We start from the raw sequence: 25,058 nt of genomic DNA on the forward strand, positions 1-25,058 counted from the left end.
CCCAGAAACTGTGCGGAGACCGGGGACTGGACACCGGAAAACTGGCCCCCGGAAACCGCACGGAGACCGCGCGGAAACTGGACACCTGAAAACCGGGAGGCGGAGACCGGGCAACCCGACTTTCGTCGCTGACGAAAGCCATATCTCAGACAGCCGGCATCGTGGCGCCCGGCATTTTCTCGCGAAGGGTGACACCATTGCCTCGACCGATATCGTGGCCAGCGCGAGCGCGCCGACGAGGGCGAATTCACTGGCCGAACGTCACGGAATCCGGTTCAGATCGTCTCGAGCCGACGTGCGAACGCCAGTCCCTTCAACCATCGCTGGCCGAGTTCGGCAGCTTTGTCGACCATCGCGTCGACGAGCCCGATCGCGCGCCAGTAGTGCGACTGCGTTCCTCGCACTTGCAGCAACCACGCGTTCTCGGAAAGGCCGAGGCGTTTGACGACGGAAGGCAGCGATCGATCGATGGCACCGGGCTTCCCCGCATGCAACAACCGCCCGGTTTCGTCGACGAGCAGCAGGTATTCGCGTGCACTTACGCCAAGCGCGGGACCGGCTCCCGCAACGGTCGACAACGGCTCGTCCGGTGCGCGCCGCCGCATGTCGTCACTTCTTCGCCGAAACGAAACGTGCTCCGCCGCTTCGGGTGTTGCAACGTTCCCGGCCCGGACAGGATTCAAATCGACATACGTCATCGCGCTCAGTACGGCCGCTTCGTCGAGCAGCGCCTGACAGCGAAACCGGCCCTCCCAGAAGCGTCCCGTGCAGCCATCCTCGACATTCGCGGCCCGTGCAATCGATTCGTTGAGAAATCGCATGAACCAGCTCAGGCTCGCGAGGCGCGCGCGATACTCGGCAATGCGCGCTTCGTTGCCTGCCGATGCCTGCGCACGCGCTTCGATCGTTGCCTCGGTATCACCGGCGCGACGCGACACCGAGAACCAGCGACGCAAAACATCCACCGCGTCCCGCGCGTCCGCGGAGGCCGGATTCGTCTGAATGACCAGATGAACGTGGTTGCTCATCACGGCATACGCGTAGATGCCGATCGCGAAACGTGCGGCGAGCGCGAAGATTCGCTTTTCTATCCAATTCTTGCGATGCGAGAAATCGCGGCCCGTCAATGGGTCGCGCCCGCAAAGCAAGGCGCGGCGCACACAGCGCGAGACGACGTGATAGGTACCGGAAGCCTGCGCGTCCACGATGTATCGGCGAGCGATCGTCATGCGCAGCAGTGTCGACTCGCGTCGCGCCGAAAGCATCGGCGAACGGCTGGTGCGGGGCTGGGATTCCTCCGATTGCGACGCCACCGACATCGGACTTACGGGGTGCGGGTCTTGCACAATCAGCATGTTGGGTGTCCGTGATTGATTGGTGTTCGAGCACGCAGATCCGGGTGTCCAATATCGGGTGTCCGATATCGGCAGATTTTGGGTGTCCAATATCGGAGAGTGCGCCGCTCGCCGAAGCGACCGCTACCGCAGCGACCGGCGCAGCCTGACCCGAACGGGTGTGTACTTTTCATCTTGAACGGCTAGGCTTGGACTCCCCACCCGCCGCAGGAGATGCAGCATGAATCGCAAGGCTCAGGCCGTATGGCACGGCAACGGCAAGAACGGCAAAGGCGCGCTGACGTCGCAGTCGACCGTGCTGTCGAACGCGAACTACGGCTTCGGCAGCCGTTTCGAGGACGGCCCCGGCACGAATCCCGAGGAACTGCTCGCCGCCGCGCACGCCGGCTGCTTCACGATGGCGCTCGCGTTCGCGCTCGAACGCGCGGGGCATACGGCCGATGAACTCAAGACCGAAGCGGTCGTGTCGCTCGAAAAGGACGGCGACGGCTTCAAGATCAGCCGCTCGGCGCTGACCTTGACCGCGAAAGTGCCGGGCCTCGACGACGCGGCGTTCGGCCCGATCGCCGACGGCGCAAAGAAAGGCTGCCCGGTCTCGAAACTGTTCAACGCCGAGATCACGCTGAACTGGACGCTCGTCCAGTAACCCATCGCGCCTGCCGCGCCCGACGGCGCGGCAGGCGCGGGGCTTTCAGTTCAACCCCGCCTCGCCGGCGATGACCGCCGCGTTCATCTTGAGGATCGCCGAGCCCATCGCGTGTGCGTTCGGGCCGATGTTCGCCGGCAGATCGGTGCTCTTGTGGTAGTGCGGATAGATGTCGTAGTCCGACTCGATCGCGAGCACCGCCTGCTTGTTCGCCTGCAGGTACGGCATGTGGTCGGAGCCGAACGGATTGGTGCTCAGCGTCACGTTCAGCGCCGGCACGTAGGTGGCCGCCGCCGCGCCGAACTTCTGCAGGTACGTGTTGTAGCGACTGTAGGTTTCGACGTCCGCATTCAGGCGGTTGTCGGCGCTGTAGCCGATCATGTCCATGATCACGACCGACTTCACTTTCGCCAGATTTCCACTCTGCCGCAACTGCGATACGTGCGCGGCGCTGCCGTAGAGGTTCTGCTCTTCGCCCGCGTAGCACATGAACAGCACGCTGCGCTGCGGCCGGTTCGCCACCAGCACGCGCGCGAGCTCGATCACGCCGGCGCAGCCGGTCGCGTTGTCCTCGGCGCCCGGCGCGTTCGTCGTGCTGGAAAGATTCGTATTGCGCGAGTCGTAGTGGCCGCCGACGACGATCCATTCGTTCGGCAGCGTCGTGCCGGTCCACGTGCCGACGACGTTCGTGCGCGAGATCGTGCCGCCGCCCGAGCCCGGCATCGAGAACGCGGGCTTGGTCACGGTCAGGCCCAGCGACGAGAAGCGGTTGCCGATCCAGTCGCGCGCCTGCGTCAGCGACGTCGTGCCATAGCTCGAACGGCTCCAGCCGGCGAGCGTCGTCACGTCGCCGAACCAGCGCTGCGCGTCGATCGCGTCGACCACCGCCTGCACCGATGCGACGCGCGGCGCCGGCGCGATGCCCGAAAGCCGAAACTGCTGCGCGACGACGGTGTTCGGTTCGATCGCGCGCCACTCGTTTTCGGCGTCGCCGGCGAACGACGGCATCTTCTCGTTCGCGCCGAGCCGGCGCAGCTCCCACCGGCCGCCGCGCGCGATCAGCTTGCCGGCTTCGACCGCGTGCTCCTTGCAGCCGCGCGCGCGCAGCGCGAACTGCGACGGCGCGACGTCGGCGATTTCGCCGAGCACGTCGCGCTTGCGCGCCAGGCGCAGCATCGGTTCGCGGTCGCCGGCGATCAGGAGGCGGTCGCCGAGTTCGAGCCACCAGCGCACGCCCGCGCCGTGCTTGAGCGCTTCGACCTGGGCGATATCGGCGGTACTGATGTCCACGACGGCGGCGTGATCGCCCTTCGCGGCGGCGGGAATGCTCAACATCAAGGCAAGAGCGGCAAGCATGCGAACTCCTGTTGCGTGGCTGGAGCCGCCGAGTCTACCGATGTGAACACCGTACGGTATGATACATTTCGCAAAAATAGAATACGTCGCCGCCCGATCGCGCGGCGCGACGCGCTTATTCGAAGCCGTCCTCGAAGATCCGATCGGTGACCGCAGGCTGCGCGGTCGTGCCGGTTTCGTCCGCGAGCACCGCGACGTTCGTCTTCAGGATCGCGCCGCCCATCGCCTGCGCGTTCGGGCCGATGTTGGCCGGCAGGTCGGTGCTCTTGTGGTAGTGCGGATAGACGTCGTAGTCCGATTCGATCGCGAGCACGGTCGGCTTGCCGGCGCCCAGGTACGGCATGTGGTCGGAACCGAACGGATTCGTGCTCAGCGTCACCTGCAGCGCCGGCACGTACGTCGCCGCGGCGGCGGCGAACTTGTTCATATAGGCAGAATGCGTCGCATACGTTTCGTAGTCGGCGTTGAGCACGTTGTTCGCGCTGTAGCCGATCATGTCCATGATGACGACCGACCTCACCTTCGCGAGGTCGCCGTTCGCCTGCAGTTCGGCGACGTGCGCCTTGCTGCCGTAAAGACTCTGCTCCTCGCCGGCGTAGCACATGAACACCACGCTGCGCCGCGGCCGGTTCGGCACGAGCGCGCGCGCCATTTCGATGACGCCCGCGCAGCCGGTCGCGTTGTCCTCGGCGCCCGGTGTGTTCGTCGTGCTCGACGCGGTCTGATTGCGCGAGTCGTAGTGCCCGCCGACGACGACCCATTCGTTCGGCAGATCGGTGCCGGTCCACGTGCCGACGACGTTGCTGCGCGTGATCGTGCCGCTCGTGCCGGGCATCGAGAACGTCGGCTTCGTCACCGCAAGGCCGAGACCGGCGAACTGCGTGCCGATCCAGTCGCGCGCGGCGGTCAGCGACGTCGTGCCGTAGCTCGATCGATCCCAGCTCGCGAGCGTCGTGACGTCGGCGAACCAGCGCTGCGTGTCGATCGCGTCGACGATCGGCTGGATCGTCGGATCGGCCGCGGCCGGCGCGATGCCTTCGAGCCGGTACTGTCGCGAGATCACCGTGTTGGGCGTGAACGCGCGCCAGCCGCCGTGCGCGTCGGTGACGAACGCGGGCTTGGCTTCGCCCGCGGCAAAGCGGCGCAGTTCCCAGCGTCCGCCGCGCGCGATCAGCGTACCGGCGTCGCCCGCATGTTCGGCGCAGCCGCGCGCGCGCAGTGCAAGGTCGCCGGGCGCGACGGCCGACAGTTCGCCGAGCAGGTCGCGCTTGCCGGCAAGGCTCAGCATCGGTTCGCGGTCGCCGCCGACGACGAGGCGGTCGCCGAGTTCGAGCCACCAGCGCACGCCGTCGCCGTGCTTGAGCGCTTCGACGCGCGCGTTGTCGGCGGTGCCGATGTCGACGACGAGCACGTCGTCGCCCGCCGCGGCTGCTGCCACGGGCAGGCTCAGCATCAGGGGAATCGCTGTCAACATGAACGGTCCGCGCAGTAGTCGTAACAGGCCGAGTGTAGCCGCCCGGGAGCGGCGGCGACTGTGGCAATTCCTCAATTTATTCCAACGTATGGTCGCGATCCGGCGCGGGACTATTCGAAATACAGCGAAAAGCCGATGCCGCCCTGGACGTCGGGCGCAGCGTCGTTGACGCCGAAGTCCATCGAGAAGTCCAGTTGCAGCCGCGGTGTGGCCATCCACGTGACGCCGCCGCCGGCGACGCGCGTTGCCGGGCCGTGTTCGGGATACTCGAAGCCCGCTTCGAAGAATGCGCCGAAACGCTCGCTGACCGTAAAGCCGAGGCCCGGCGACCAGGCACGCGTGCTTTCGCCGCCCGAACGGCTGGCGGCGAGATACAGCGACGACGACACGACATCGGAAAGGTCGTAGCCGAACGTCGTCGCGAGGCTATATTCGGTGTCGCCGTTCGTGAACGCGCGCGAGCCGGTGTCGAACGTCGCGCCGGCGAGCACGGCCCACGAGAATTTTTCGGCACGCGAGGGCAGTGCGATCTTCACCGCCACGCCGCTGTCGCCGCCGCCACGCTCGGTCGGCGCGCCGCGCACGTGCGCGACGTTGAACGGCGAGCCGGACACCTGCACTTCGACGCCGTCGGCGAGCCCGATGCGCAGGTTCGTGTTCGCGGCATACTGCGTGGCGCGCGTGCCGCCGTCGTCGTCGCGTTGAAAATCCGGCAGCCCCTGCTCCCACGACACGCCGCCGCGCGGCAGCGTCGTCGTCGAGAACGCGATGCCGGGCCGGTCGAACGCCGGCGTGTCGGCGTGCGCCGTCGTGGCCGCGAATGCCGCGACGAGCGCGGCGAGGTAGCGTCGTTGCATGTCTGACCCCGCGTCTTGATTCGTTGGATGTCCCGGAGCGGACCCGAAGCCCGCATAGCGGCCCCGCATGATGATTCGTTGGGTGTCCCGAAACCCCTCGGGTGTCCCTAAACCCGCGTCGGGTGTCCCGAAACCCCATCGTGATTCGTTGGGTGTCCCGAAACCCCATCGTGATTCGTCGGGTGTCCCGAAACCCAATACCGCCAGGCCGACCTTACGCAATGCGCGCGCGGCGGCGCTACTATGCGCTGATGGACGTTTCAACCTTTCCGCATTCGCCATGAGCCGCGCGTTCGTCAAGGACGGCGACGGCGACGAAGCGTTCGACCTGCCCGAGCTGCCGCTGTCGCCGCATCCGAACTACGTGACGCCGCGCGGCCTCGCGCTGCTCGAGGCCAGACGCGCCGACGCCGCGCAGCGCCGCGCCGCGATCGATCCCGACGCGGTCGACGCGCGGCTCGAGCGCGCACAGATCGACCGCGAAATCCGCTGGCTCGACGCGCGCATCGGCGCGGCGATGCCGGTGACGTCGGCCGGCAAGCCGCACGATCGCGTGTCGTTCGGCGCGATCGTGCGCGTGGTCGACGACGACGGCCGCGAACTCGTCTATCGCATCGTCGGCGAAGACGAGGCCGATCCCGAACACGGCCGCATCAGCTGGATCTCACCGCTCGCCCGCGCGCTCGACCGCGCGCGCGTCGGCGACAGCGTCGTGTGGAAGCGGCCGGCCGGCGATCTCGCGGTCGAGGTGCTGGCGATCGAATTCGCCGACGAGCCGGCCTGACGCCGCAAAGATGAACCGCGGGTTTACGCCGGCGTACGGCCGTGTCGCGGGGCGCCGCGTCCTGTCGCACCATGCGCGGCCCTACACCGAAAACCGTGACTGGCGCCACCCCGGGGCGGCGCGGCAAAATTCCGCAATGAACTCGACCGATCCGATTCTTTACGACAAGTCGAGCGCCCCGCGCTCGTTCACTGCACGCCAGTTCGACCGCTTCGTCGAATGGGCGCAACGCAAGATCGTCGCCGGTTCGCTGGTCGGCGATCACCCGGTCTTCGACAACGCCGCGTTTCCGTGGATCGAGGCGATCGAAGCCGACTGGCGCGCGATCCGCGCCGAACTCGACGAGGTGCTCGGCGCCGAGACCGTGATTCCCGCGTTCCACGAGATCACGCCGGAAGTGCGCACGATCACGACCGACGATCAGTGGAAGACATTCATGTTCTTAGGCTACGGCCTGCGCTCGGACATCAATATGCGGCGCTGCCCGCGCACGGCCGCCGCGTTGAAAAGAATTCCCGGGCTGCGCACGGGCATGTTCTCGATCCTTTCGCCCGGCAAGCGCATCCCGCGCCACCGCGGCCCGTACAACGGCGTGCTGCGGCTGCATCTGGGCCTCATCGTGCCCGAGCCGCGCGAACGCTGCTGGATACGCGTCGACGACACGCTGTGCAACTGGAGCGAGGGCAAGGCGCTCGTCATCGACGACATGTACCCGCACGAAGTGCACAACGATACCGACGGCCGCCGCGTCGTGCTGTTCGTCGACTTCGACCGCCCGCTGCGCGGCTGGGTCAAGTGGCTCAACCGGCTGATCCTGTTTCTCGCGCCGCTGACGCCAGAGCTGCAGGAAGCCAAGGCCAATCTCGATCGTTGGGAACGCCAGCACAGCGGCAAGCAGTGAATCCGAAGATCTGAGACACCTGACATGACGGCAAGCGCCGCGCGACGCGGCGCCTGACAGATCCGGCAGGAGCCGGAGCCGCGCCTTCGTTAATTTGGACTTGCGCGTCGACCGACGCGCATCCCATCAACGGAGGATTTATGCCGAACAGGAAATCAGGCAGCCGCGCCGCACTGGCGCTCGCGATCGCGGGCGTCGTGTCGGGCTTCGTATCGCCCACCGTACTCGCGCGTCCCGCGCCGGTCGCGGCCGATCCCGGTACGTTGCAGGTGCCGTTCGTCGCCAATACCGGCCGCTACGACGACGCCGTCGCGTACAGCGCGACGACGTTCGCCGGCACGGTGTTCGTCACGCGCGCCGGCGAGATCGTGCACGACCTCGCCTACGCGGCGCCGGGCCGCGCCGAGCCCGCGCGCTACACGCTCGTCGAATCGCTGGCCGGCGCGATGCCGCTCGCGCCGCGCGCCGCGGACATCGCATCGGCACGCGTGACGCGCATCGACGGCGACCGCGCCGACGACGCCGCGACGTATCGCCGCGTCGCGCTCGGCCGCGCCTGGAACGGCGTCGACGTGTGGCTGCAGGCCGGCAACAACAACGTGGAAAAGTTCTTTTCGGTAGAACCGGGCGCCAGCGCCGCGGCGATCCGCGTCGCCGTGCGCGGCGCGCAGTCGCTCGCCGCCGCATCGGACGGCCGCCTCGTCGCGCGCACCGACGCCGGCGAACTGGCCTTCTCGAAGCCGGTCGCGTACCAGGAGATCGGCGGCGAACGCCGCGCGGTCGACGTGGCGTACACCGTGCACGGCAACGAGTACGGCTTCGCGCTCGGCGACCACGATACGAGCCGCGCGGTCGTCATCGATCCGGTACTGCAGTCGACGTTTCTCGGCGGCGGCGAGTTCGACAACACGGCCGCGCTCGCGGTGCATCCGGTCAACGGCCAGATCTACGTCGCCGGCACCACGCAGTCGGCGAACTTTCCCGGCACCGTCGGCGGCGCGCAGCGCTACTTCGGCGTTAACGGCAGCGACTTCGTGATCGCGCGACTCTCGAGCGATCTCACGACGCTGCTGCAGGCGACATACCTCGGCCGTTCGTGGCAGTCGGACGACTTGTCGGCGATGGTCATCCATCCGCAGACCGGCGACGTCTACGTGGCCGGCACGACGCTCGACACGTACTTCCCGTATGCCGCAGGCGGCGCCCGGCCGGCCAACGGCGGCGGTCGCGACGCGGTGGTCTCGCGCCTGTCGGCCGATCTGACGACCGTGTACCAGTCGACGTTCGTCGGCGGCAGCCGCAACGACTACGGCTTCCTGCTCGCGATCGCGCCGGACACCGGCGACGTCTATCTCGCGGGCGACACGTATTCGGCCAACCTGCCCGGCGCGGCCGGCGGCGCCAAGCCGACGTACGTCGTCAACGCGCAGGAATACGGCGACGCGTTCGTCACGAGGCTCAACCCGGCGCTGACGACGCTCGTACAGTCGACCTACGTCGGCGGCACGCGCGGCGACAACGTCGGCGGCAACCAGCAGTTCGGCGCGACGCGCAATCTCGCGTTTCATCCGGTCAACGGCGATCTGTACCTCGCCGGCGCGACGTCGTCGTGGGACTTTCCGGCGATCGCCGGCATCTTCGACACCGACACCTGGACCGGCGCGTTCGTCACGCGGATCAATCCGCAGCTGTCGACGTTCGTCGCGACCGCGTGGTTCGGCGGCAACGCGAGCGAGACCGTGTCGGCGCTCGCGATCGACCCGGCCGGCGGCGACGTGCTGATCGCCGGCACCACGTCGGCGACGACGCTCGCAGGCACCGCCGGCGGCGCACAGCCGGCGCCCGCGGCGAATCCGATCGCGAGCGGCAACGCGTACGTCGCGCGCATCTCGGACGATCTCGCGACGCTGCGGCAGGCGACGTTCCTCGGCGGGCGCAACTACGACGAGGCGCGCGGCCTTGCGATCGATCCGGCGAACGGCGACGTGTTCGTCGTCGGGCGCACGGCATCGACCGACTTCCCGGGCCGCTTCGTGACGCCGGCGCCGGCGCAGGCCGCGTACGGCGGTGGCGACTACGACGCTTTCGTCAGCCGTCTCGACGCGTCGCTGACGACGCTCGAACGCTCGACGTACCTGGGCGGCGCATCGGAAGACCGGCTCTATTGCGCGATCGTCAACCCGTTCAACGGCGAACTCGTGGTTGCCGGCGACACGCGCTCGACGACGTTCCCGATGACCGCGGGCGGTGCGCGACCGACGCACGGCGGCAGCTGGTACGACATGGTGCTGAGCCGCCTGTCGACCGACCTGTAACGGGTTTCGTTACCTCGATCCGGGGCGCGGGCGAAAGCTCGCGCCCCGACGCGCATTCGTTACCTCCGCCGCTCGCGAACTGCGCTACGCTGCGGCGATGAACCTCGCCATCGCCGTTCTTCTGACCCTCGTCGGCGCGATCCTCGCGCTGCCCGTCGCCGGCGTCGTCGACGCCGCGGCGCTCACGCGCCTCTACGGCATCGCGTTCGACGATCCCGATCTCGTGATCCTGATGCGTCATCGCGCGGTGCTGCTCGGCCTCATCGGCGCATTCGTCATCTGCGCGGCGTTCAGGCCCGCGCTGCGCGTGCCCGCGTTCGTCGCGGCGTCGGTCGCCATCGGCGCGTTTCTATGGATCGCGCTGTCGGCCGGCGGCTACAACGCGGCGCTGCGCACGGTCGTCATCGCCGACGTCGTCGCGCTGGGTCTGACGGCCGCCGCGATCGTGCTGCATGCGATCTCGCGGGGCGCGAGTCGTTGAAATAAGACAGTATCGTTCAAGTTCACGAACACGCGAAAATCGCGAACTCCCTCTCCCCCAAGCTTGCTTGGGGGAGAGGGTCGGGGTGAGGGGGCAACGCAGGGGTCTTCCTCAACCTCGACGAAGTGCGAGGCCTCGCCCCCTCTGTGCGCTCTCCCCCAAGCGAACTCGAGGGAGAGCGTTCAAGCGTGTCGCCTCAATACCGCACCGCGAACTCCACACCCCACACGCGCGGATCGTTGATGAAGCCCGTGAGGTTGTTGAAGTCGATGCCGCCGACCACGCGGATCTGGTTCGTGATGTTGCGGCCGTACACCGACAGGTCGTAGCGCGCGTTGTCCCAGTTGTAGCCGACGCGCAGGCCGCCTTCGGTCAGCGACTTGCCCTTGAATTCCTTCGACTCGTACAGGAAGAAATTCACCGAGCCGCGGTACGACCAGTCGGTGAATACGTACCACTCGCCGTTGTCGACCGGAATCGAATAGCGCGCGGTGACGTTGGCGATCCACTTGGGCGCCTGCGGCAGCGGGTTGCCGTCAATGCGCACCGTGCCCGCGACCGGGCCGGCCGGATCGAGCACCGTGCAGGGCGCGCCGCACGGCTGGATCGCGAGCGTCGGATCGTCGATCTTCGTGTCGTTGTAGCTCAGGCCCGTCGTGACCAGCAGGTTGTCGGCGAGATACGCCTCGAGGTCGAGTTCGAAACCGCGGCCCGTGCTGCGATCCGCGTTGACCAGCCGGTTGAAGTTCGCCGCGCCGCCGACCGCCGTGAGCTGCTGGTCGTGCACGGTGTAGTCGAACACGGTGAAGCCCAGGCGCGCGCGGCGGTCGAACAGGTCGGCCTTGATGCCGGCCTCGAACGACGTCAGCGTTTCTTCCTTCGCGACCGACAGCGTGTCGCCGAACAGGATGCGGCCCTGAATGCTCGGCGCGCGGAAGCCGCGCGCGACGCGGAAGAACACGTTCGTGTTCTCCGACGCGGCATAGGCGAGGCTCAGGTCGCCGCTGACGTCCGAGGCGCTCGGGTTCGCGTACAGCGGCCCTATCGGCGTGCCGCCGACCGGCGACTGGTAGCGCGTGGCCTGAAAATCTTTCTCGTCGCGCGTGTAGCGCAGACCGGCGCGCAGCTTCCACGCGTCGGTGAGGTCGTATTCGCCCGACGCGTACGCCGCCCACGCCGTGTTGTCCTGCTTCTGCTGCGCGTAGCCGTTCTGACCGCCGCCGGCGAGCGTGTCGTAGCTGAAACTGTCGATCGTGATCGACTCGTCGAAGTAGTACAGGCCGGCCTGCCAGTCGAAGCGGCCCCAGTCGTTCGACTGCAGGCGGAATTCCTGCGTGAACTGGCCGTGGTCCGGCAGGCCGTCGGCCGACTCGGACGGAAACGCGATGACGCCCGGACCCGACGGCGGGGCGAACACCGCGCCGTAGCCGCCGTCGATGTCGCCGCGGCTGTACACTTCTACCGTTTCGTAGCCGGTGATCGAGAACAGCGACACCGAGCCGAAGTCCCACTTCAGGCGCGCGCTGCCGCCCCAGCCTTCCAGGTGCTGCGAGTTGTAGCCGTCGATTGACACCTGGTCGGGCTTGAATCCCGAGACGATGTTGTTCGTGCCGGGCTGGATGATGTTCGCGCGGAACAGCCGCGCCGTGCCGTTCAAATTGCGCGCGTGCAGGTTGAACAGCGCTTCGAAATCGTCGCCGCCGTAGAGCAGCTGCACGCGGCCGGCGAATTCGTTGTAGCCCTCCAGCTCGCGGTTCTTGCCGCCGGCGAACGTGTTGTCGACCCAGTTGTCGCGGTGCTGGTACAGGATCGACGCGCGCGCCGACACCGAGTCGGACAGGCCGCCGCCGGCCGCCGCTTCGAGATTCGCGGTGCCGTAGCGGCCGTAGTTGATGCGCGCATAGCCTTCGTTGTCCGGCGACGGGCGCACCGAATCGAACTTCACGACGCCGGCCGGCGTATTGCGGCCGAACAGCGTGCCCTGCGGGCCGCGCAGCATTTCGACGTGGTCGATGTCGAAGATCGGATAGCCCTTGAGGATCGGATTTTCGAGCACGACGTCGTCGAAGATCAGCGACACCGGCTGCGACGCGTTGAGGTCGAAGTCGGCGTTGCCGAGGCCGCGAATGTAGAAACGGGGAAACGTTCGCCCGAACGACGATTCGATGTTGAGACTCGGCAGCCGGCCCGCGAGCGCGCGCACGTCGGCGCCGGCCGCGCCGATGTTCTGCAGTTTTTCCGCCTCGACCGTGGTGATCGAGATCGGCACCTTCTGCACGTCTTCCTCGCGCCGCTGCGCCGTCACCGTCACGGCTTCGAGCTGCGACGTCGCCTTTTCGCCGCCGTCGGCCTGGTCGGCCGCCGTTTCCGCGGTCGCGGCGCCGGCCGCGAGCGCATACGCCAACGCGGCCGCGAGGCCGCTCCGATACAACACCGTTCCCCGCCTGCGATTCGTCGCGACGCGCATCGAGCCATCCTCTTAGGTTGTTCCTTGACCCGGACGCGACCGTCCCCCGACCGGCCGCCCCCACCCTAACGATTGTTTAACGCCGCTGGCGAGCTTACGCGCGGCGGCGCGCGCCGACAAACCCCCGCGATGCGCCCGCAACGGACTATCGATAGAACCGGCGCGGCAAAGAATGAGCCGCGCCGACCGCGCGTTGCGTGTTGTTCGACGATGCGCGCGCCGGCCGATCGCGTTGCGATGTATCCGTTTTCGCTTTTTTGAGTTTGCGCGCCGGCGCGCCGGCCGCAGCGCACTAAGCTGCGCGCGCTCACCCCCTGACGGAGCCCCCGCATGAAACGCATTCGATTCGCCGCAACGCTCGCGCTCGCCGCGCTCGGCTGCGCCGCCGCCGCGTCGGCGCAGACCACCTCGCGCTACAGCGTGCTGTTCCAGGGCAAGCCCGGCGGCGCGCAGACGACGACCGACGTCGACGGCCGCGTCACGGTCGATTTCAGCTTCCGCAACAACGGCCGCGGCCCCGACGTGAAAGAGGAATATTCCTGGTCGCGCGACGGCACGCTCACGAGTTTCCGCCTCACCGGCAAATCGACGATCGGCTCGGAAATCAACGAGACCTATACGCGCGACGGCGACACCGCGACGTGGCGTTCGACCGCCGACAACGGCGAAAAATCCGTCAAGGGTCCGACGATCTACCTGCCGGCGGCCGAGTCGTCGGTCGAGAATCTCGCCGCGCTCGTGCGCGCGATCGGCAAGGCCGGCGGTCGCCTCGAAGCCGTGCCGTCCGGCGAACTGACGGCGCGCAAGCTCGCGTCGGTCGACGTCGCGCGCGGCGAGGCGCGGCGCAAGGTCGCGCTGCATGCGATCGGCGGCGTCGGCCTGCAGCCGGCGTTCGTCTGGCTCGACGACGACGCGGGCATGGCGCTGTTCGCGTCGATCTCGACCGGCTTCGACGACTCCGCGACGATACTCGCCGGCTGGGAAGACCAGGTCGCGACGCTCAAGCGCCGGCAGGTCGACGCCGAAAGCGAGATGCTGGCGGCGTTCGCGAAAAAGCATTCGCATGCGCTGCCCGGCGTCACGGTCGTGCGCAACGCGCGCGTGTTCGACGCCGAACGCGGCGCGCTCGGCGCGGCGTCCGACGTCTACGTCGAGGCGGGTCGCATCGTCGAGATCGCCGCGACCGGCAAGAGCGCGCGCAAGGCCGCGAACACGGTCGACGCGCAGGGCCGCGCGCTGCTGCCGGGCCTGTACGACATGCACGGCCACGAAACCGCCTGGGGCGCGCCGCTGCAGATCGCCGGCGGCGTCACGACCGTGCGCGACCTCGGCAACGACAACGCGATGCTCGCCGACCTCTCGGCGCAGATCGACGCCGGCACGCGGCTCGGCGCGCGCATCGTGCCGGCGGGCTTCATCGAGGGCGAAAGCCCGTATTCGGCGCACTACGGCTTCGTCATCAAGGATCTGGCCGGCGCGAAAAAGGCGGTCGACTGGTACGCCGAGCATCGCTATCCGCAGATCAAGATCTACAACTCGTTTCCGAAGGATCTCGTCAAGGAAACGGCGGCCTACGCGCACGAGAAGGGCTTGCGCGTCAGCGGCCACGTGCCGGCGTTCATGCGCGCCGAAGAAGTGGTGCGGCTCGGCTACGACGAAGTGCAGCACATCAACCAGCTGATGCTGAACTTCTTCGTCAAGCCCGACACCGACACGCGCACGCTCGCGCGCTTCTACCTCGTCGCGGAAAACGCGCACGCGCTCGATCTCGACAGCCAGCCGGTGAAGGATTTCGTCGCGCTGCTCAAGGAACGCGGCACCGTGATCGACCCGACGCTCGCGGTGTTCGAATTCATGGGCGACAAGGCCGGCGAAACGATGCAGACGTACCGCGCGGTGGCCGATCATTTTCCGGTGTCGCTGCAACGCTCGCTGCGCTCGGGCTTCTTCAGCGTGCCCGACGACAAGGCCGTCGCGTACCGCGGCTCGGTGAAGAAGATGGCGCAGTTCGTCGGCGCGATGTACCGCGCGGGCATTCCCGTGGTCGCAGGCACCGACGCGATACCGGGCTTCACGCTGCATCGCGAACTGCAGATCTACGTCGAAGGCGCGGGGATGACGCCCGCGCAGGCGCTCGCGATCGCGACGGTCAACGGCGCGAAGTACACGCGCACGTCGGACAAGGGCGGCGGAATCGCAACGGGCAAGAACGCCGACCTCGTGCTGGTCGACGGCGATCCGACGCAGGACATCACGAGCCTGCGCAAGATCGCGTTCGTGATGAAGGGCGGGACGGCGTATTACCCGGATGAGATCTATCGGGAGTTGGGGGTGGCGCCGTTTGTGCAATCGGTAAAGGTGGTGAAGTAGTTTTTTTGCTCGTCATCCCTGCGAGGAGCGAAGCGACAACGGCGTCGCCGGCCCGGAGGGTGAGCGACGCAGTCGCGAGTCAAGCTGGGATCCAGCTTTTCGAACTTGAAGCAACAGCGAAAGGCTGGATTCCAGCTTTCGCTGGAATGACGAGCAAAGGATGACGAGCGAACGTCCCCGGCTTTGCGCCGGGGACGTGACCGGACTACAACCCCGACGCGGCCACCTTCGTCGGCGCCGCGCACTCCGGCGCCATCGCCGTCGGCAGCGACTGCACCGCCTGTTCTTCCTGCAGGCGCGCCAGGCGCTGCGTCACCACGTCGAGGCGCGCGATGCGCGCCTCGAGTTCGGCGATGCGCGCGTCGCGCGTCGCGATCTCGCGCTGCAGGCCCTGCACCGCCGCCAACGCGACGCCGGACGTATCGAGCGGCGCGATGCGGTCTTCGCGCTCGCCCAGGCCGAACACGCTGTGGAAGTCCTGCGCCATCGGGCCGATGTGGCGCACATTGGCCGCTTCGGACTTGAAGTTCCACTCGGTGATGTCGAGCTTGGCGATCTTGTCGAGTAGCGCCTTGTGATCGAGCGGCTTGAAGTTCTCCTTGCTGTTGCGGTCGGAGTTCTGCGTCAGCGTGCCGGCGATCGTGACGTTGCCGTTCTGGAAGATCGTCATCGACGGCACCGCCGCACCGGCGAGCGTCAGGCGGAAATCGCTGTCGTGCGCATTCAGGCTCCACTCGTTGCCGGTCGCCGTGTTCTTCATGCGCATGCGCGACGGGCCGTTGTTTTCCAGGCGCATCAGATCGCGCCCCGTCGCCGTGCCGCTGGTCTCCGCGACGAGCACCTGCGTCGTGCCGTCGGAATTGGTCACGTGCAACTTCGCACTCGGCGAGGCCGTGCCGACGCCGACGTTGCCGGTCGAGGCAATGTCGAGCGAACTCGTCGGCGCGCCGGGCCGGATGCGGAACGACAGGCGGCTGCCGCCGGTCACGTCGCGCACGAAGAAGTTCGCCTCGTTGGCGCCGATGTCCCACGTCTGCGCGGTGAAGCCGCCCGAGTTGTTCTGCTCGAAGCGCACGGCCGGCGTGTCGCTCTGGTTCATGTGCATCTTCAGCACCGGCGTCGACGTGCCGAAGCCGACGCGGCCGACCGAACTGACGAAGATCGAGTTCGTCGGCGCGGCGCCGGTCACGGTGAACGGCACGGTCGCGGCGGTGATGTCCTCGATCGAGAACTTGTTCGCGCCGCCCGACGCGCTGTCGTTCGCGGTGAGCTGCCAGTCGGTCGCCGGGAAGCCGGCCGACGCCGACGTGTCGTCGAACTTGATGCGCGTGTTGTTTTCCTTGAGGCGGATCGTGTCGAAACCGAACGACTCGTTGTTGACGCAGTCGAGGCCGACGCAGGTGCTGCCCTGCACGATGAGATCGTCCGGAATGACCTGATCGTTCGGCACCGGCGCGGCGTTCGTGCCGTTGTCGTTGCGCGCGGCGAACGGATCGGCCGTGTACACGACGCCGGCGGCGACGCGGAACGTGCCCGAATCGATCGCGTTCTTCGCGTCGGCGGCGGCGATCGCATCGTTGTCGCCGCGCACGCGCGCGGCGCCGGACTGTGCCGTGATTTCGTACTGGTAGGCGCCGTCGGCCCAGCCGCCCGCGGGCGCCGCGACGTCGATCGCGGCACTGCCTGCGAACGTGCGCTCGAACAGAAAGCCGTTCGGGCCGGACACGCGAACCTGATACGACGCGGCCGATGCGGCCGGCGTCAGGCGAACGCCGGCAGCGGCGGGCGCGACGTGCGCTGCGAGTGCGGCCGAGCCGCCGAGCGTCAGCGCCAACAGCACTGCCGCGACCATCGAACGCCGATGCATAACGTGCATAGTCATGATTCCCTCCCGTTGATACCGGCCGTGCAAGACCCTCGATGGGCCCGGGGTCGGCGCGGTGTTCACCCCCATGTACGGAGTTAGCGTCAATCCGGGCGGTCGCAGATCATGCGACGCGCGACGCCCGGGTCTTCTGACTCAAACGCCGCTGCGGCGACGGAACGAACGGACGTCCGCCCGGCCGCCGAGAATCGCAGGCGAGCTGAAGCGTCCGGTGCGACGATTCGTCGATCTTTGCGCCGCCCGTGTCGCGAGCGCGTCAACGCGGCGGCTCGGCCGGCACGTCGATGCCGGCGACCTCCGCCGTGTGCGGTCCGTTCCGCGCTCGCTACTTCACGCGATAGCGCAGGACGTAGATATCGGCGCGCCCCTTCGTCTTGTCCGGCCAGTGGCTCGAATAGAACAGCATGCCCGGATGCGCCGACGACACGCTCGGTCCGAAATTCCAGCCCGACGCGCTGTTGATCGCATCGGGCAGGCGTTCGCTGCGATACGTGCCGTCGCGACCGCGCGTGCCGAGGTACAGCGTGCCGCCCTCGTCGGGGTTCGCGCTGCGCGTGAAGACCACGAAGCGCCCGCCGTCGAGCGATGTCGCGTCGTACTCCGATTCGGCCGTGTTGATGCCGTCGTAGCCGCGCGGCGCGCTCCAGCCGTTCGCGCCGCGGCACGACTGCAGCAGCTCCTGTCCGCCCGCGCCGCCGTGGCCGTCGCTCGAAAACATCAGGCAGCCGCGCGCGAGCGGCGTCGGCGCCCATTCGTTATGCGGCGTGTTGACCGGCGCGCCGACGTTGACGGGCGTACCCCACGCGCCGTTCTTCAGCGCCACGAACCAGATGTCGTCGCCGCCGAGGCCGCCGTCGCGGTTCGAGAAGAAGTACGCGCCGGAACCGTCGGGCGCGAACGCGGGGTCGAAATCGTTCGCGCCGCTGTTGAACGGTACGGGCGCCGGCCGGCTCCAGCCGTCGCCGGTGCGCACGCGCTCGAAGACGTCGAAGTCGGACTTGCCGGCGATCGCGCCGATCGCGCCCCACAGCTCGCGGCGGCCGTCGGGACTCACCGCCAGGCGCACGTCGGCGGACGCGCCCGACACGGCATCGGGGGCGTACAGCTGCGGCTCGCCGATCCATTCGAGCGTCGCGGCGCCGGCCGTCGCCGCCAGTCCCAATGCGGCCAATGGAACACATCGAATTGTGCGCATCGCGTTCGCCCCGGTGCCGAAGGTGCGCAGAGCATACCGGCGCCGCGTTCCCGCGCCAGCGGTCGCGCGCACGCCGCGGCGAAACCCGCGCTGCGCGCAACACTGCCGCACCGCGTCACATCGCTCGCGCTCGCTCGTCTTAGTATGGGAACCCTGACCGGACGTTCCCCGATGAACCTCGATATCGACGCCGCGATCGATCGCGATTTCTGCGCCGCGCAACGCGGCGACCGCGCCGCCTTCGCGCGCCTCGTCGCCGCCACGCAACGCATGGTGACCGGCATCGCGCTGGCGGTGACGGCCGACGTCGCGCAGAGCGAAGACGTCGCGCAGGAAACCTTCTTCGCCGCGTGGCGGCGCCTCGCGCTGATGCGCAATCCCGCGAGCTTTCTGCCGTGGCTGCGCCAGGTGGCGCGGCGCCGTGCGCTCGATCACGTGCGCACCGGGCGCTATCGCGAAGACACGTCCGACCACTGGGACGAACTCGTCGCGCAGCTCGCCGAATCGCGGCCCGGCCCGGCCGAAGCGCTGAGCGCGCGCGAGGACGCCGCGCTGCTCGCGCAGGCGCTCGACGAGATACCGGCCGACAGCCGCGAAGTGCTGCTGCTGTTCTATCGCGAAGGACAGGACGGCCGCAGCGTCGCCGCCTTGCTGGGGCTGACGGAAGCCGCGGTGCGCAAGCGCCTGCAGCGCGCGCGGGCGAGCCTCAACGCGGAATTCCTGCAGCGCGCGGGGCTCGCGGCCGAACGCAGCGCACCCGGCGTCGCGTTTACGGGCGCCGTGGTCGCCGGGCTCTCGCTGCAACCGTCGCCGGCCGCGGCGGCGGGCGCCGGCCTGCTCGCGAAATTCGGTCCGAAGGCGCTGCTCGGCGCCTTCGGCGGCCTCTTCGCGTCGATCGGCCTCGTCGTCGGCGCGGTGTACTTCGAAACGCGCAGTCATCTGCGGAAGCTGCGCGACCCGGACGACCGCCGCGCGATGCGCCGCAACGGCTATGTCTACGGCGCGCTGATGGCCACCTACATGGTCGTGCTGTGGCGCGCGTCCGACGCGGCCTGGGAGCGCGAAGAACTGCTCGGCGCGGCGGTCGCGTTCTCGCTCGGGATCTTCGCGCTGGCGTGGAGCCGCATGCGCATCATCGGCCGGCGCCGGCGCGAGGGCGGGCCATGATCTACGCGCTGCTGATGGGCGTGCCGAACGTCGCGCCGCGCGCGCTGCACGCGATGCTGCAAAATCCGGACGTGCACGTTTTCGACGTGAACGCGCCGCAACACTTTCGCGCGGCGCACGTACCGCGGGCAAGCAACCTCGACCCGCTGGCATTCACGGCCGACGATCTGCCCGCCGCGAAAGACGCGACGCTCGTGTTCTATTGCTCCAGCACGCTGTGCCGCAAGGGGCCGCAGGCGGCGCAGCGCGCGAAGCGCTTCGGGTACGCGAATGCCTCGGTGATGTCGGCGGGTATCGCGGGGTGGCTGGCGGCGGGGTTGCCGACCGAAGGCGCGTAGTTGCGAAGTGTCGGCGAAGCGAACCGGCGGTAAAATCGGGAACCCGCACGAGAGCCGACAATGCCGACGATCTTTGGATGGGACAATCGCCGCGTCATGACCAATATCGAAACCGGTCACATCGACGACAGCCGCGCGTTTCGCACCGATGCGCTGGTCGTTCGCGATGCGTTGCGCGAGTACGAAGCGCATCTGGGCGTCAAGGTCACGCCACAGCCGCCGCAACCACAGGATGTGCCGGACCAGTCGTCACGGTTCGTCATCTATCGGCGCCGCGACGGTAACGAAATGTGGTACTGCGTGCTCGCCGTCGAACGCGACGGCGAAGCGTCGTTCGAGATCGGCCAGGATTTCGATTTCGTACTGCGTCCCGACGATATTCTCGACGTCACGATCACCGCCTGCTGACCGCCGTTTCGTTGAAACCGCGCCGCATCGCGACTAAGCTGCGCCCCACTCGTCCACCCAGGGAGAGGCTTCATGCAGGATCTTGCCACCCGTCCGCTGGCGGCGCTGCGATAACCCATCGCACGAGCGCGCGTCGAACCACCGCGCTTCGTCCTCCGCAGCACCGGCCAGCCGTGAACTCAAGGACGCTCCTGTTCGCAGGAGTGCTCATCGTTCGCGCGCGCAAAAAAGCGCGCACCGCCGGTACGAGACCCATGACATCCGAAGCCTCCACGCTCGCCGACTACGGCTGGGCGACGTTTTTCTCCACGCAGATCCACGCTGACGAAACCGATACGACGCTGCCCGCGCGCGTCGTCGCCGTGCATCGCGACCGCCTGCACGTCGCGGCGCCCGGCATCGACACGTCCGTCGCGCCGTTCGGCGACGGCGAACAGGCCGCGACCGTCGGCGACTGGCTGCTGCTCGACGCGCATACGCAGCGCCCGCTGCGCCGGCTCGATCGCAAGAGCGTCTTCAAGCGCCGCGCGGCTGGGACCGACGTACGCGTGCAACTGATCGCCGCGAACGTCGACACGCTCCTCGTCGTCTCGTCGTGCAACGCCGACTTCAACGTCGCGCGCCTCGAACGCTATCTCGCGCTTGCGCGCGAAGCGCAGGTCACGCCGGTCGTCGTGCTGACGAAGGCCGACCTCGCCGACGAACCCGGCGACTACACGCGCGCGGCGGCGAAGCTGATGCCCGGCCTCGTCGTCGAAACGCTCGATGCGCGCGATGCCGCGGGCATCGCGCCGCTCTTGGCATGGTGCGGACACGGACAGACCGTCGCGCTGGTCGGCTCGTCCGGCGTCGGCAAGTCGACGCTGACGAACGCGCTCGCCGGCGAGCATCGCGCCGACACGCAAGGCATCCGCGAAGACGACGCGAAAGGCCGCCACACGACGACCGGCCGCGCGCTGCACCGATTGCCGGACGGCGGCTGGCTGATCGACACGCCGGGCATGCGTGAGCTGCAGCTGACCGATGTGCGCGCCGGCATCGACGAGGTATTCGACGACGTGGCCGCGCTCGCGCAGCGCTGCCGCTTCGCCGACTGCGGACACGACACGGAACCGGGCTGCGCGATCGCCGCGGCGATCGCGTCGGGCGACATCGACGCCGCACGCGTCGGGCGCTGGCGCAAGCTCGTCGCCGAAGAAGCGCGCAACAACGAAAGCCTCGCGCAACGCCGCGCGCGCGACCGCGCGTTCGGGCACATGGCCGATCGCGTAATGGCCGAAAAGCGTCTACGTCGCGATCGTTGACGCGGGGTTGAACCGCAGCACGGTGATGCCGTTCGCGTCCGCGACGGCATAGCGTCCGCCGGCGGCGTCGAGCGCCGCCGGCGGAACGTCAACCTGAAGCGAAATCGCGCTGATACGGCCATCATCATCGGAAATTCATCGCACGAGCCATCAGTACCGAAGCGAATGCACGATGACTGGCGTTGGCATGCCGTGGTTCAGCAAACTCGCGAGCCTTCGACCAATGGCATTGCGAGTATGAGAAGTCCGATTGTCACTATTTCGTTTACCGAACGCCTTTGCCGCTCGTAATTTGGCGCGCTCGCGAAAAAGAGTCTGCTGAATGTCCAAACGCACACTAATAACATTGTTTCTTGCCGGAGCGACGATCGTCCTGTTCGGAGTTTGGCGCGCCCGCGCTCCGGAAACAGGGTCAACTGCCGTCACTCCCGACGTGGATACATCAAGAACTTCGCCGACAGCGCCGGTATCGCGACCGCCAGTCACCAGCGCGGCAAACCATCCGAACATCGATTCGCCGGCATTTCCTCCGGGGCTCCAGCCCGGCCCGATTTCAACGCTGACGCAGACCTTCGAAAAATCGGACAACCTGGCCCGGCTGGTGAGCGAGCTGGCACCGCGCGTAGCCGCTGGCGACACGGAAGCCGCGCGAGTCGTCGCCCAAGCACTCGACGAGTGTGCGCACCTGAGTGTCTTTCCGAACTTCGTCGAGGGCATTCGTAAGTCCGCCGAGGCGATGCCGGCGAACAGACGAGATGCAGCGCTGGCGCACCTCACACGGTTTCAGGAGCGATGCGGAGATCTGGCAGGCGCCGAGAAAATTACGCCAGAACGAATCCGAAGTGCGCACGAGGCGGCGTCACACGGCAACGACCTTGTCGACCAAGGGCGGCGGCTGACGGCTTCTTCGGCATCGATGAGCGCGTCCGAAGTGAAAGATTCGCTACGTCGCATTGTGCAGTCGCGCAACGGAGAGGCGATTGCAAGTATCGCGGATGCAATGGCGGAGAGTTCGGACGATCGAGAACTTTTCGGCCCGTACTCGGGCAGCAAGGTGCATGCGATGGCTTGGCGTCTGGTCGCGTGCGACCTCGGAATGCCGTGCGGACCCGACAGCGCGCAGACACGCCAAGCGTGCATGGTTTTCGGGAATTGCATACGAGGCGACTACAGGGAAGTAGTCAGGTTTTTCTTTCTTTCACCGTGGGAGTTCGAATTAGCGGCCGCAGAGGAGAGGAAGATCTTGCAAGAAATAATCGATGGAAATTTCGATCGACTTTTCCCTTAGCCGACAACAAGGAGATTCTTGTGCGCACCTTGTTTAATGGACTATCTCAACTGCTTGCACTGTTGTTCATCGCCCTGGCGAGCCCCTCGGCCCTTGCCACACTGAACTGCAATGGGCCATCAATTAATGTAAATCAGGCGCCTTACAATGTGTTGCCCGCAGTACAGAATCAGAACGTCGGCGCTTATGACGAGGACGTACTTCGCACCAATGTCATGACGGCGGTAGTTGCCAGATACAGGATCGAACATGGTCCGAGGAGCATCGATCCCGGCAAGACGTTCAAAATTACCTACAAGAATCGCACCAAGGAATGCGGCGTTGTGACCGGCCTTACCGGCTCCGTGGCCGCCGTCCCGATTCCCGGCACCCGGCGCGACGCGCCCGGCGATGGAATGGCGGTCGAGAACACGAGCGTCTATCTTCGTCAGTTCAACCAGAACCAGGCGAATCAACTGCACGGAACCTACCAGGTCTGCTACGACTACTACAGCAACGGCGAGCTGACAGCGACTCAATGTAGCGTGCAGGTCTGGTAGCGAAATTCGAAGCCGCGTAAGCGACGACGAGCCGTCTTCGACCAAACCGAGGACGGATGTCGTCAACTCTCGTCAGATCACATCGAACCCATAAGCGCCCTTCGCCAGCACCGCCTGCGCCAGCGCTTCCATCGGCTCGTCCTCATTGCGCACCATGCCGCGCACGTTGCGCGCCATGCGCCGGCGCGCCTGGCGCGTGAAGATTTCCGCGATCGATACCGCCTGCTCCGCCTGCGCATGCCCGTCGCGCAACAGACGGTCGGCGCGCGACAGCACGCAGCAGCCGACGAACAGGTCGATCGCGAGATCCGCCACGCGCTTCTGCGCATGCTGCGCGTCGGCGATCGCCTTGCCGTGCCTGCGCAGCAGCGCATCGGCACATTTGGAAAGTTCCACGACGTATTTTTCGTACGTCGCGGCGGCCTTGCGCAGGCGCGGGTCGAGCTGACGCAAGATCTTGTCGGTGCCGACGCCGGTCGTTTCGCGCACGCGCCGGCTCGCATAGCCGCCGAGCACGCCGAAGCCCTTGATCGGATCGTTGAAGATGTTGCCGACCGCCGACTTCAGGTTCGACAGCGTCGTGCCGACTTCCTTGAGGCCCGACAGCGCGACGTACAGCCGCAGTATTTCGTTCGTGCCTTCGAAGATCGACAGGATGCGCGTGTCGCGCACGATCTGCTCGTACGGAAACTCGCGCATGAAGCCGTTGCCGCCGGCGATCTGCAGCGCCTCCTGCGCGCAGCGCTGCACGGCCTCGCTCGCGAACACCTTGCTCATCGCCGCTTCGGTGGAATAGTCGGTGCAGCCCGAATCGATGTAGTGCGCGACCATCCACACGGCGCTTTCGGCCGCGAAGCAGTCGACCGTCATCTGCGCGATCTTCTCGCGCACGAGGCCGAATTCGGCGATCGACTTGCCGAACTGCTTGCGCTCCTGCGCCTGCGCGGTCGCCGCCTTGATCAGCGTCTTCATGCCGCCGACCGCGCCGCCGCCGAGGCCCGTGCGGCCGTTGTTCAAGATCGCCATCGCGACCTTGAAGCCCTTGCCGACGTCGCCGAGCACGTTCTGCGGCTCCACGCGCACGTCCGCGAACGCGACGGTCGTCGTCGACGACGCGCGGATGCCCATCTTGTCTTCGTGCGGCCCGTGGCTGACGCCCGGCTGGCCCGCCTCGACGATGAACGCCGTGATCTTGCCCTCGGGCGTGTCGGTGCGCGCGAACACGGTGTAGAAGCCCGCGATGCCGCCGTTCGTGATCCAGATCTTCTCGCCGTTGAGTATCCAGCTGCCGTCGTCGTTGCGCGTCGCCTTCGTGCGGATCGACGCGGCGTCGGAACCCGCGCCGGCTTCGGTCAGGCAGAACGCGGCGATCGTTTCGCCGCTCGCGAGCTTCGGCAGATAGCGCGTCTTCTGCTCGGGCGTGCCGAACAGCAACAGGCCCTTCATGCCGATCGAACTGTGCGCGCCGATCGTCAGCGACGTGGAGCTGTCGTGGCTGCTCGTCTGCGACAGCACGCGCGCGTAGGCCGCGTTGGACAGTTCCAATCCACCGAATTCCTCGGGAATGATCAGGCCGAACAGGCCCATGTCGCGCAGCGCCTGGATGAACTCGGGCGGCTGTTCGGCGGTGCGGTCGTAGTGCTTGAGCGCGGCGTGCTGCGGCGCGAGAAAGTCGTCGATCGCGTCGATCATCGAGCCGAGCATGTCGCGGTCGCGCTCGCGCAGGCTCGGATACGGAAACAGGTTCTGTTCGAGGATGTCGCCGAAGAACAGGTGCTTGGCGACGCTCTGGTCGCGCTGCAGCGTGTCGGCAGGCGCGGCTTGCGCGGCGGCTTGTTCGGAAGAGATGCTCATGACGGCGCTCCGATGTCCAGCGATGGCCGAGTGTCCGGCGGTTGTCCATGGTGCGCAAGACGGCGAGAGGTTTT

The 25,058-nt window shown here is 67.2% G+C and carries 20 protein-coding genes; 12 read left to right on the forward strand and 8 right to left on the reverse strand.

The features are described from left to right. Window positions 1-275: 275 nt before the first annotated feature. A complete protein-coding gene (locus OD750_RS24340) occupies window positions 276-1,355 on the reverse strand; it encodes a transposase (protein ID WP_263541219.1) in 1,080 nt (359 codons plus the stop codon). A gap of 220 nt (window positions 1,356-1,575) precedes the next feature. On the opposite strand from OD750_RS24340, the gene OD750_RS24345 reads away from it, so the two are divergent. After that, complete coding sequence (locus OD750_RS24345; protein WP_263541220.1) at window positions 1,576-2,001, forward strand: OsmC family protein; 426 nt, start codon at window positions 1,576-1,578, stop codon at window positions 1,999-2,001. Between the two features lie 45 nt (window positions 2,002-2,046). On the opposite strand, the gene OD750_RS24350 is transcribed toward OD750_RS24345, so the two are convergent. The 3 genes from OD750_RS24350 to OD750_RS24360 form a co-directional block, all read right to left on the reverse strand. After that, complete coding sequence (locus OD750_RS24350) at window positions 2,047-3,357, reverse strand: M28 family metallopeptidase (protein WP_263541221.1); 1,311 nt, start codon at window positions 3,355-3,357, stop codon at window positions 2,047-2,049. Between the two features lie 115 nt (window positions 3,358-3,472). Then, the gene (locus OD750_RS24355) at window positions 3,473-4,810 is read right to left on the reverse strand and encodes a M28 family metallopeptidase (protein ID WP_263541222.1); all 1,338 of its coding nucleotides are present in this window, start codon (window positions 4,808-4,810) and stop codon (window positions 3,473-3,475) included. Window positions 4,811-4,941: 131 nt separating this feature from the next. Continuing rightward, window positions 4,942-5,688 carry a transporter gene (locus OD750_RS24360; RefSeq protein ID WP_263541223.1) on the reverse strand — a complete coding sequence of 249 codons (747 nt, stop codon included), beginning with the start codon at window positions 5,686-5,688 and terminating at the stop codon, window positions 4,942-4,944. A gap of 280 nt (window positions 5,689-5,968) precedes the next feature. Here OD750_RS24360 and OD750_RS24365 point away from each other — a divergent pair, with 280 nt between their 5' ends. From OD750_RS24365 to OD750_RS24380, 4 genes are all read left to right on the forward strand, one after another. Continuing rightward, on the forward strand, window positions 5,969-6,472 hold the full coding sequence (locus OD750_RS24365; protein ID WP_263541224.1) for a GreA/GreB family elongation factor: 504 nt from the start codon (window positions 5,969-5,971) through the stop codon (window positions 6,470-6,472). A 136-nt stretch (window positions 6,473-6,608) separates the two neighbouring features. After that, window positions 6,609-7,373 carry an aspartyl/asparaginyl beta-hydroxylase domain-containing protein gene (locus OD750_RS24370; protein ID WP_263541225.1) on the forward strand — a complete coding sequence of 255 codons (765 nt, stop codon included), beginning with the start codon at window positions 6,609-6,611 and terminating at the stop codon, window positions 7,371-7,373. Window positions 7,374-7,513: 140 nt separating this feature from the next. Continuing rightward, the gene (locus OD750_RS24375; protein ID WP_263541226.1) at window positions 7,514-9,688 is read left to right on the forward strand and encodes a DUF7948 domain-containing protein; all 2,175 of its coding nucleotides are present in this window, start codon (window positions 7,514-7,516) and stop codon (window positions 9,686-9,688) included. A gap of 97 nt (window positions 9,689-9,785) precedes the next feature. Further along, entirely contained in the window at window positions 9,786-10,169 is a 384-nt protein-coding gene (locus tag OD750_RS24380; protein ID WP_263541227.1) for a hypothetical protein, read from the forward strand. 196 nt (window positions 10,170-10,365) lie between these two features. Here the strand turns inward: OD750_RS24380 and OD750_RS24385 are convergent, their stop codons facing one another. Continuing rightward, the gene (locus OD750_RS24385; RefSeq protein WP_425508261.1) at window positions 10,366-12,636 is read right to left on the reverse strand and encodes a TonB-dependent receptor; all 2,271 of its coding nucleotides are present in this window, start codon (window positions 12,634-12,636) and stop codon (window positions 10,366-10,368) included. A gap of 330 nt (window positions 12,637-12,966) precedes the next feature. Here OD750_RS24385 and OD750_RS24390 point away from each other — a divergent pair, with 330 nt between their 5' ends. Beyond that, window positions 12,967-15,006 (forward strand): amidohydrolase family protein, encoded by a 2,040-nt coding sequence (locus OD750_RS24390; RefSeq protein ID WP_263541229.1) that lies wholly within the window; start codon window positions 12,967-12,969, stop codon window positions 15,004-15,006. A gap of 205 nt (window positions 15,007-15,211) precedes the next feature. Here OD750_RS24390 and OD750_RS24395 read toward each other — a convergent pair whose 3' ends face one another. Both OD750_RS24395 and OD750_RS24400 read right to left on the reverse strand, forming a co-directional pair. Continuing rightward, on the reverse strand, window positions 15,212-16,888 hold the full coding sequence (locus tag OD750_RS24395; RefSeq protein ID WP_263541230.1) for a tail fiber domain-containing protein: 1,677 nt from the start codon (window positions 16,886-16,888) through the stop codon (window positions 15,212-15,214). Between the two features lie 328 nt (window positions 16,889-17,216). Continuing rightward, window positions 17,217-18,086 carry a hypothetical protein gene (locus OD750_RS24400; RefSeq protein ID WP_263541231.1) on the reverse strand — a complete coding sequence of 290 codons (870 nt, stop codon included), beginning with the start codon at window positions 18,084-18,086 and terminating at the stop codon, window positions 17,217-17,219. A gap of 171 nt (window positions 18,087-18,257) precedes the next feature. On the opposite strand from OD750_RS24400, the gene OD750_RS24405 reads away from it, so the two are divergent. From OD750_RS24405 to OD750_RS24430, 6 genes are all read left to right on the forward strand, one after another. Next, complete coding sequence (locus OD750_RS24405) at window positions 18,258-19,253, forward strand: RNA polymerase sigma factor (RefSeq protein ID WP_263541232.1); 996 nt, start codon at window positions 18,258-18,260, stop codon at window positions 19,251-19,253. Then, entirely contained in the window at window positions 19,250-19,591 is a 342-nt protein-coding gene (locus OD750_RS24410; protein WP_263541233.1) for a rhodanese-like domain-containing protein, read from the forward strand. Before OD750_RS24405 ends, OD750_RS24410 begins: the two co-directional genes overlap by 4 nt. Before the next feature lie 60 nt (window positions 19,592-19,651). Then, window positions 19,652-19,999, forward strand: a complete 348-nt coding sequence (locus OD750_RS24415) for a hypothetical protein (protein WP_263541234.1) — start codon at window positions 19,652-19,654, stop codon at window positions 19,997-19,999. A 254-nt stretch (window positions 20,000-20,253) separates the two neighbouring features. Then, window positions 20,254-21,303, forward strand: a complete 1,050-nt coding sequence (rsgA, locus tag OD750_RS24420; protein ID WP_263541235.1) for a ribosome small subunit-dependent GTPase A — start codon at window positions 20,254-20,256, stop codon at window positions 21,301-21,303. A gap of 322 nt (window positions 21,304-21,625) precedes the next feature. Beyond that, on the forward strand, window positions 21,626-22,591 hold the full coding sequence (locus OD750_RS24425) for a hypothetical protein (RefSeq protein ID WP_263541236.1): 966 nt from the start codon (window positions 21,626-21,628) through the stop codon (window positions 22,589-22,591). Between the two features lie 20 nt (window positions 22,592-22,611). Continuing rightward, window positions 22,612-23,130: a hypothetical protein gene (locus OD750_RS24430; protein ID WP_263541237.1), complete on the forward strand. Its 519-nt coding sequence runs from the start codon at window positions 22,612-22,614 to the stop codon at window positions 23,128-23,130. Between the two features lie 72 nt (window positions 23,131-23,202). On the opposite strand, the gene OD750_RS24435 is transcribed toward OD750_RS24430, so the two are convergent. Then, window positions 23,203-24,984, reverse strand: coding sequence for an acyl-CoA dehydrogenase family protein (locus OD750_RS24435; protein WP_263541238.1), 1,782 nt, complete (start codon window positions 24,982-24,984; stop codon window positions 23,203-23,205). Window positions 24,985-25,058: the final 74 nt, after the last annotated feature.

The sequence above is a fragment of the Tahibacter soli genome (assembly GCF_025717065.2).
In the GTDB taxonomy this organism is placed as follows: Bacteria; Pseudomonadota; Gammaproteobacteria; order Xanthomonadales; family Rhodanobacteraceae; genus Tahibacter; species Tahibacter soli.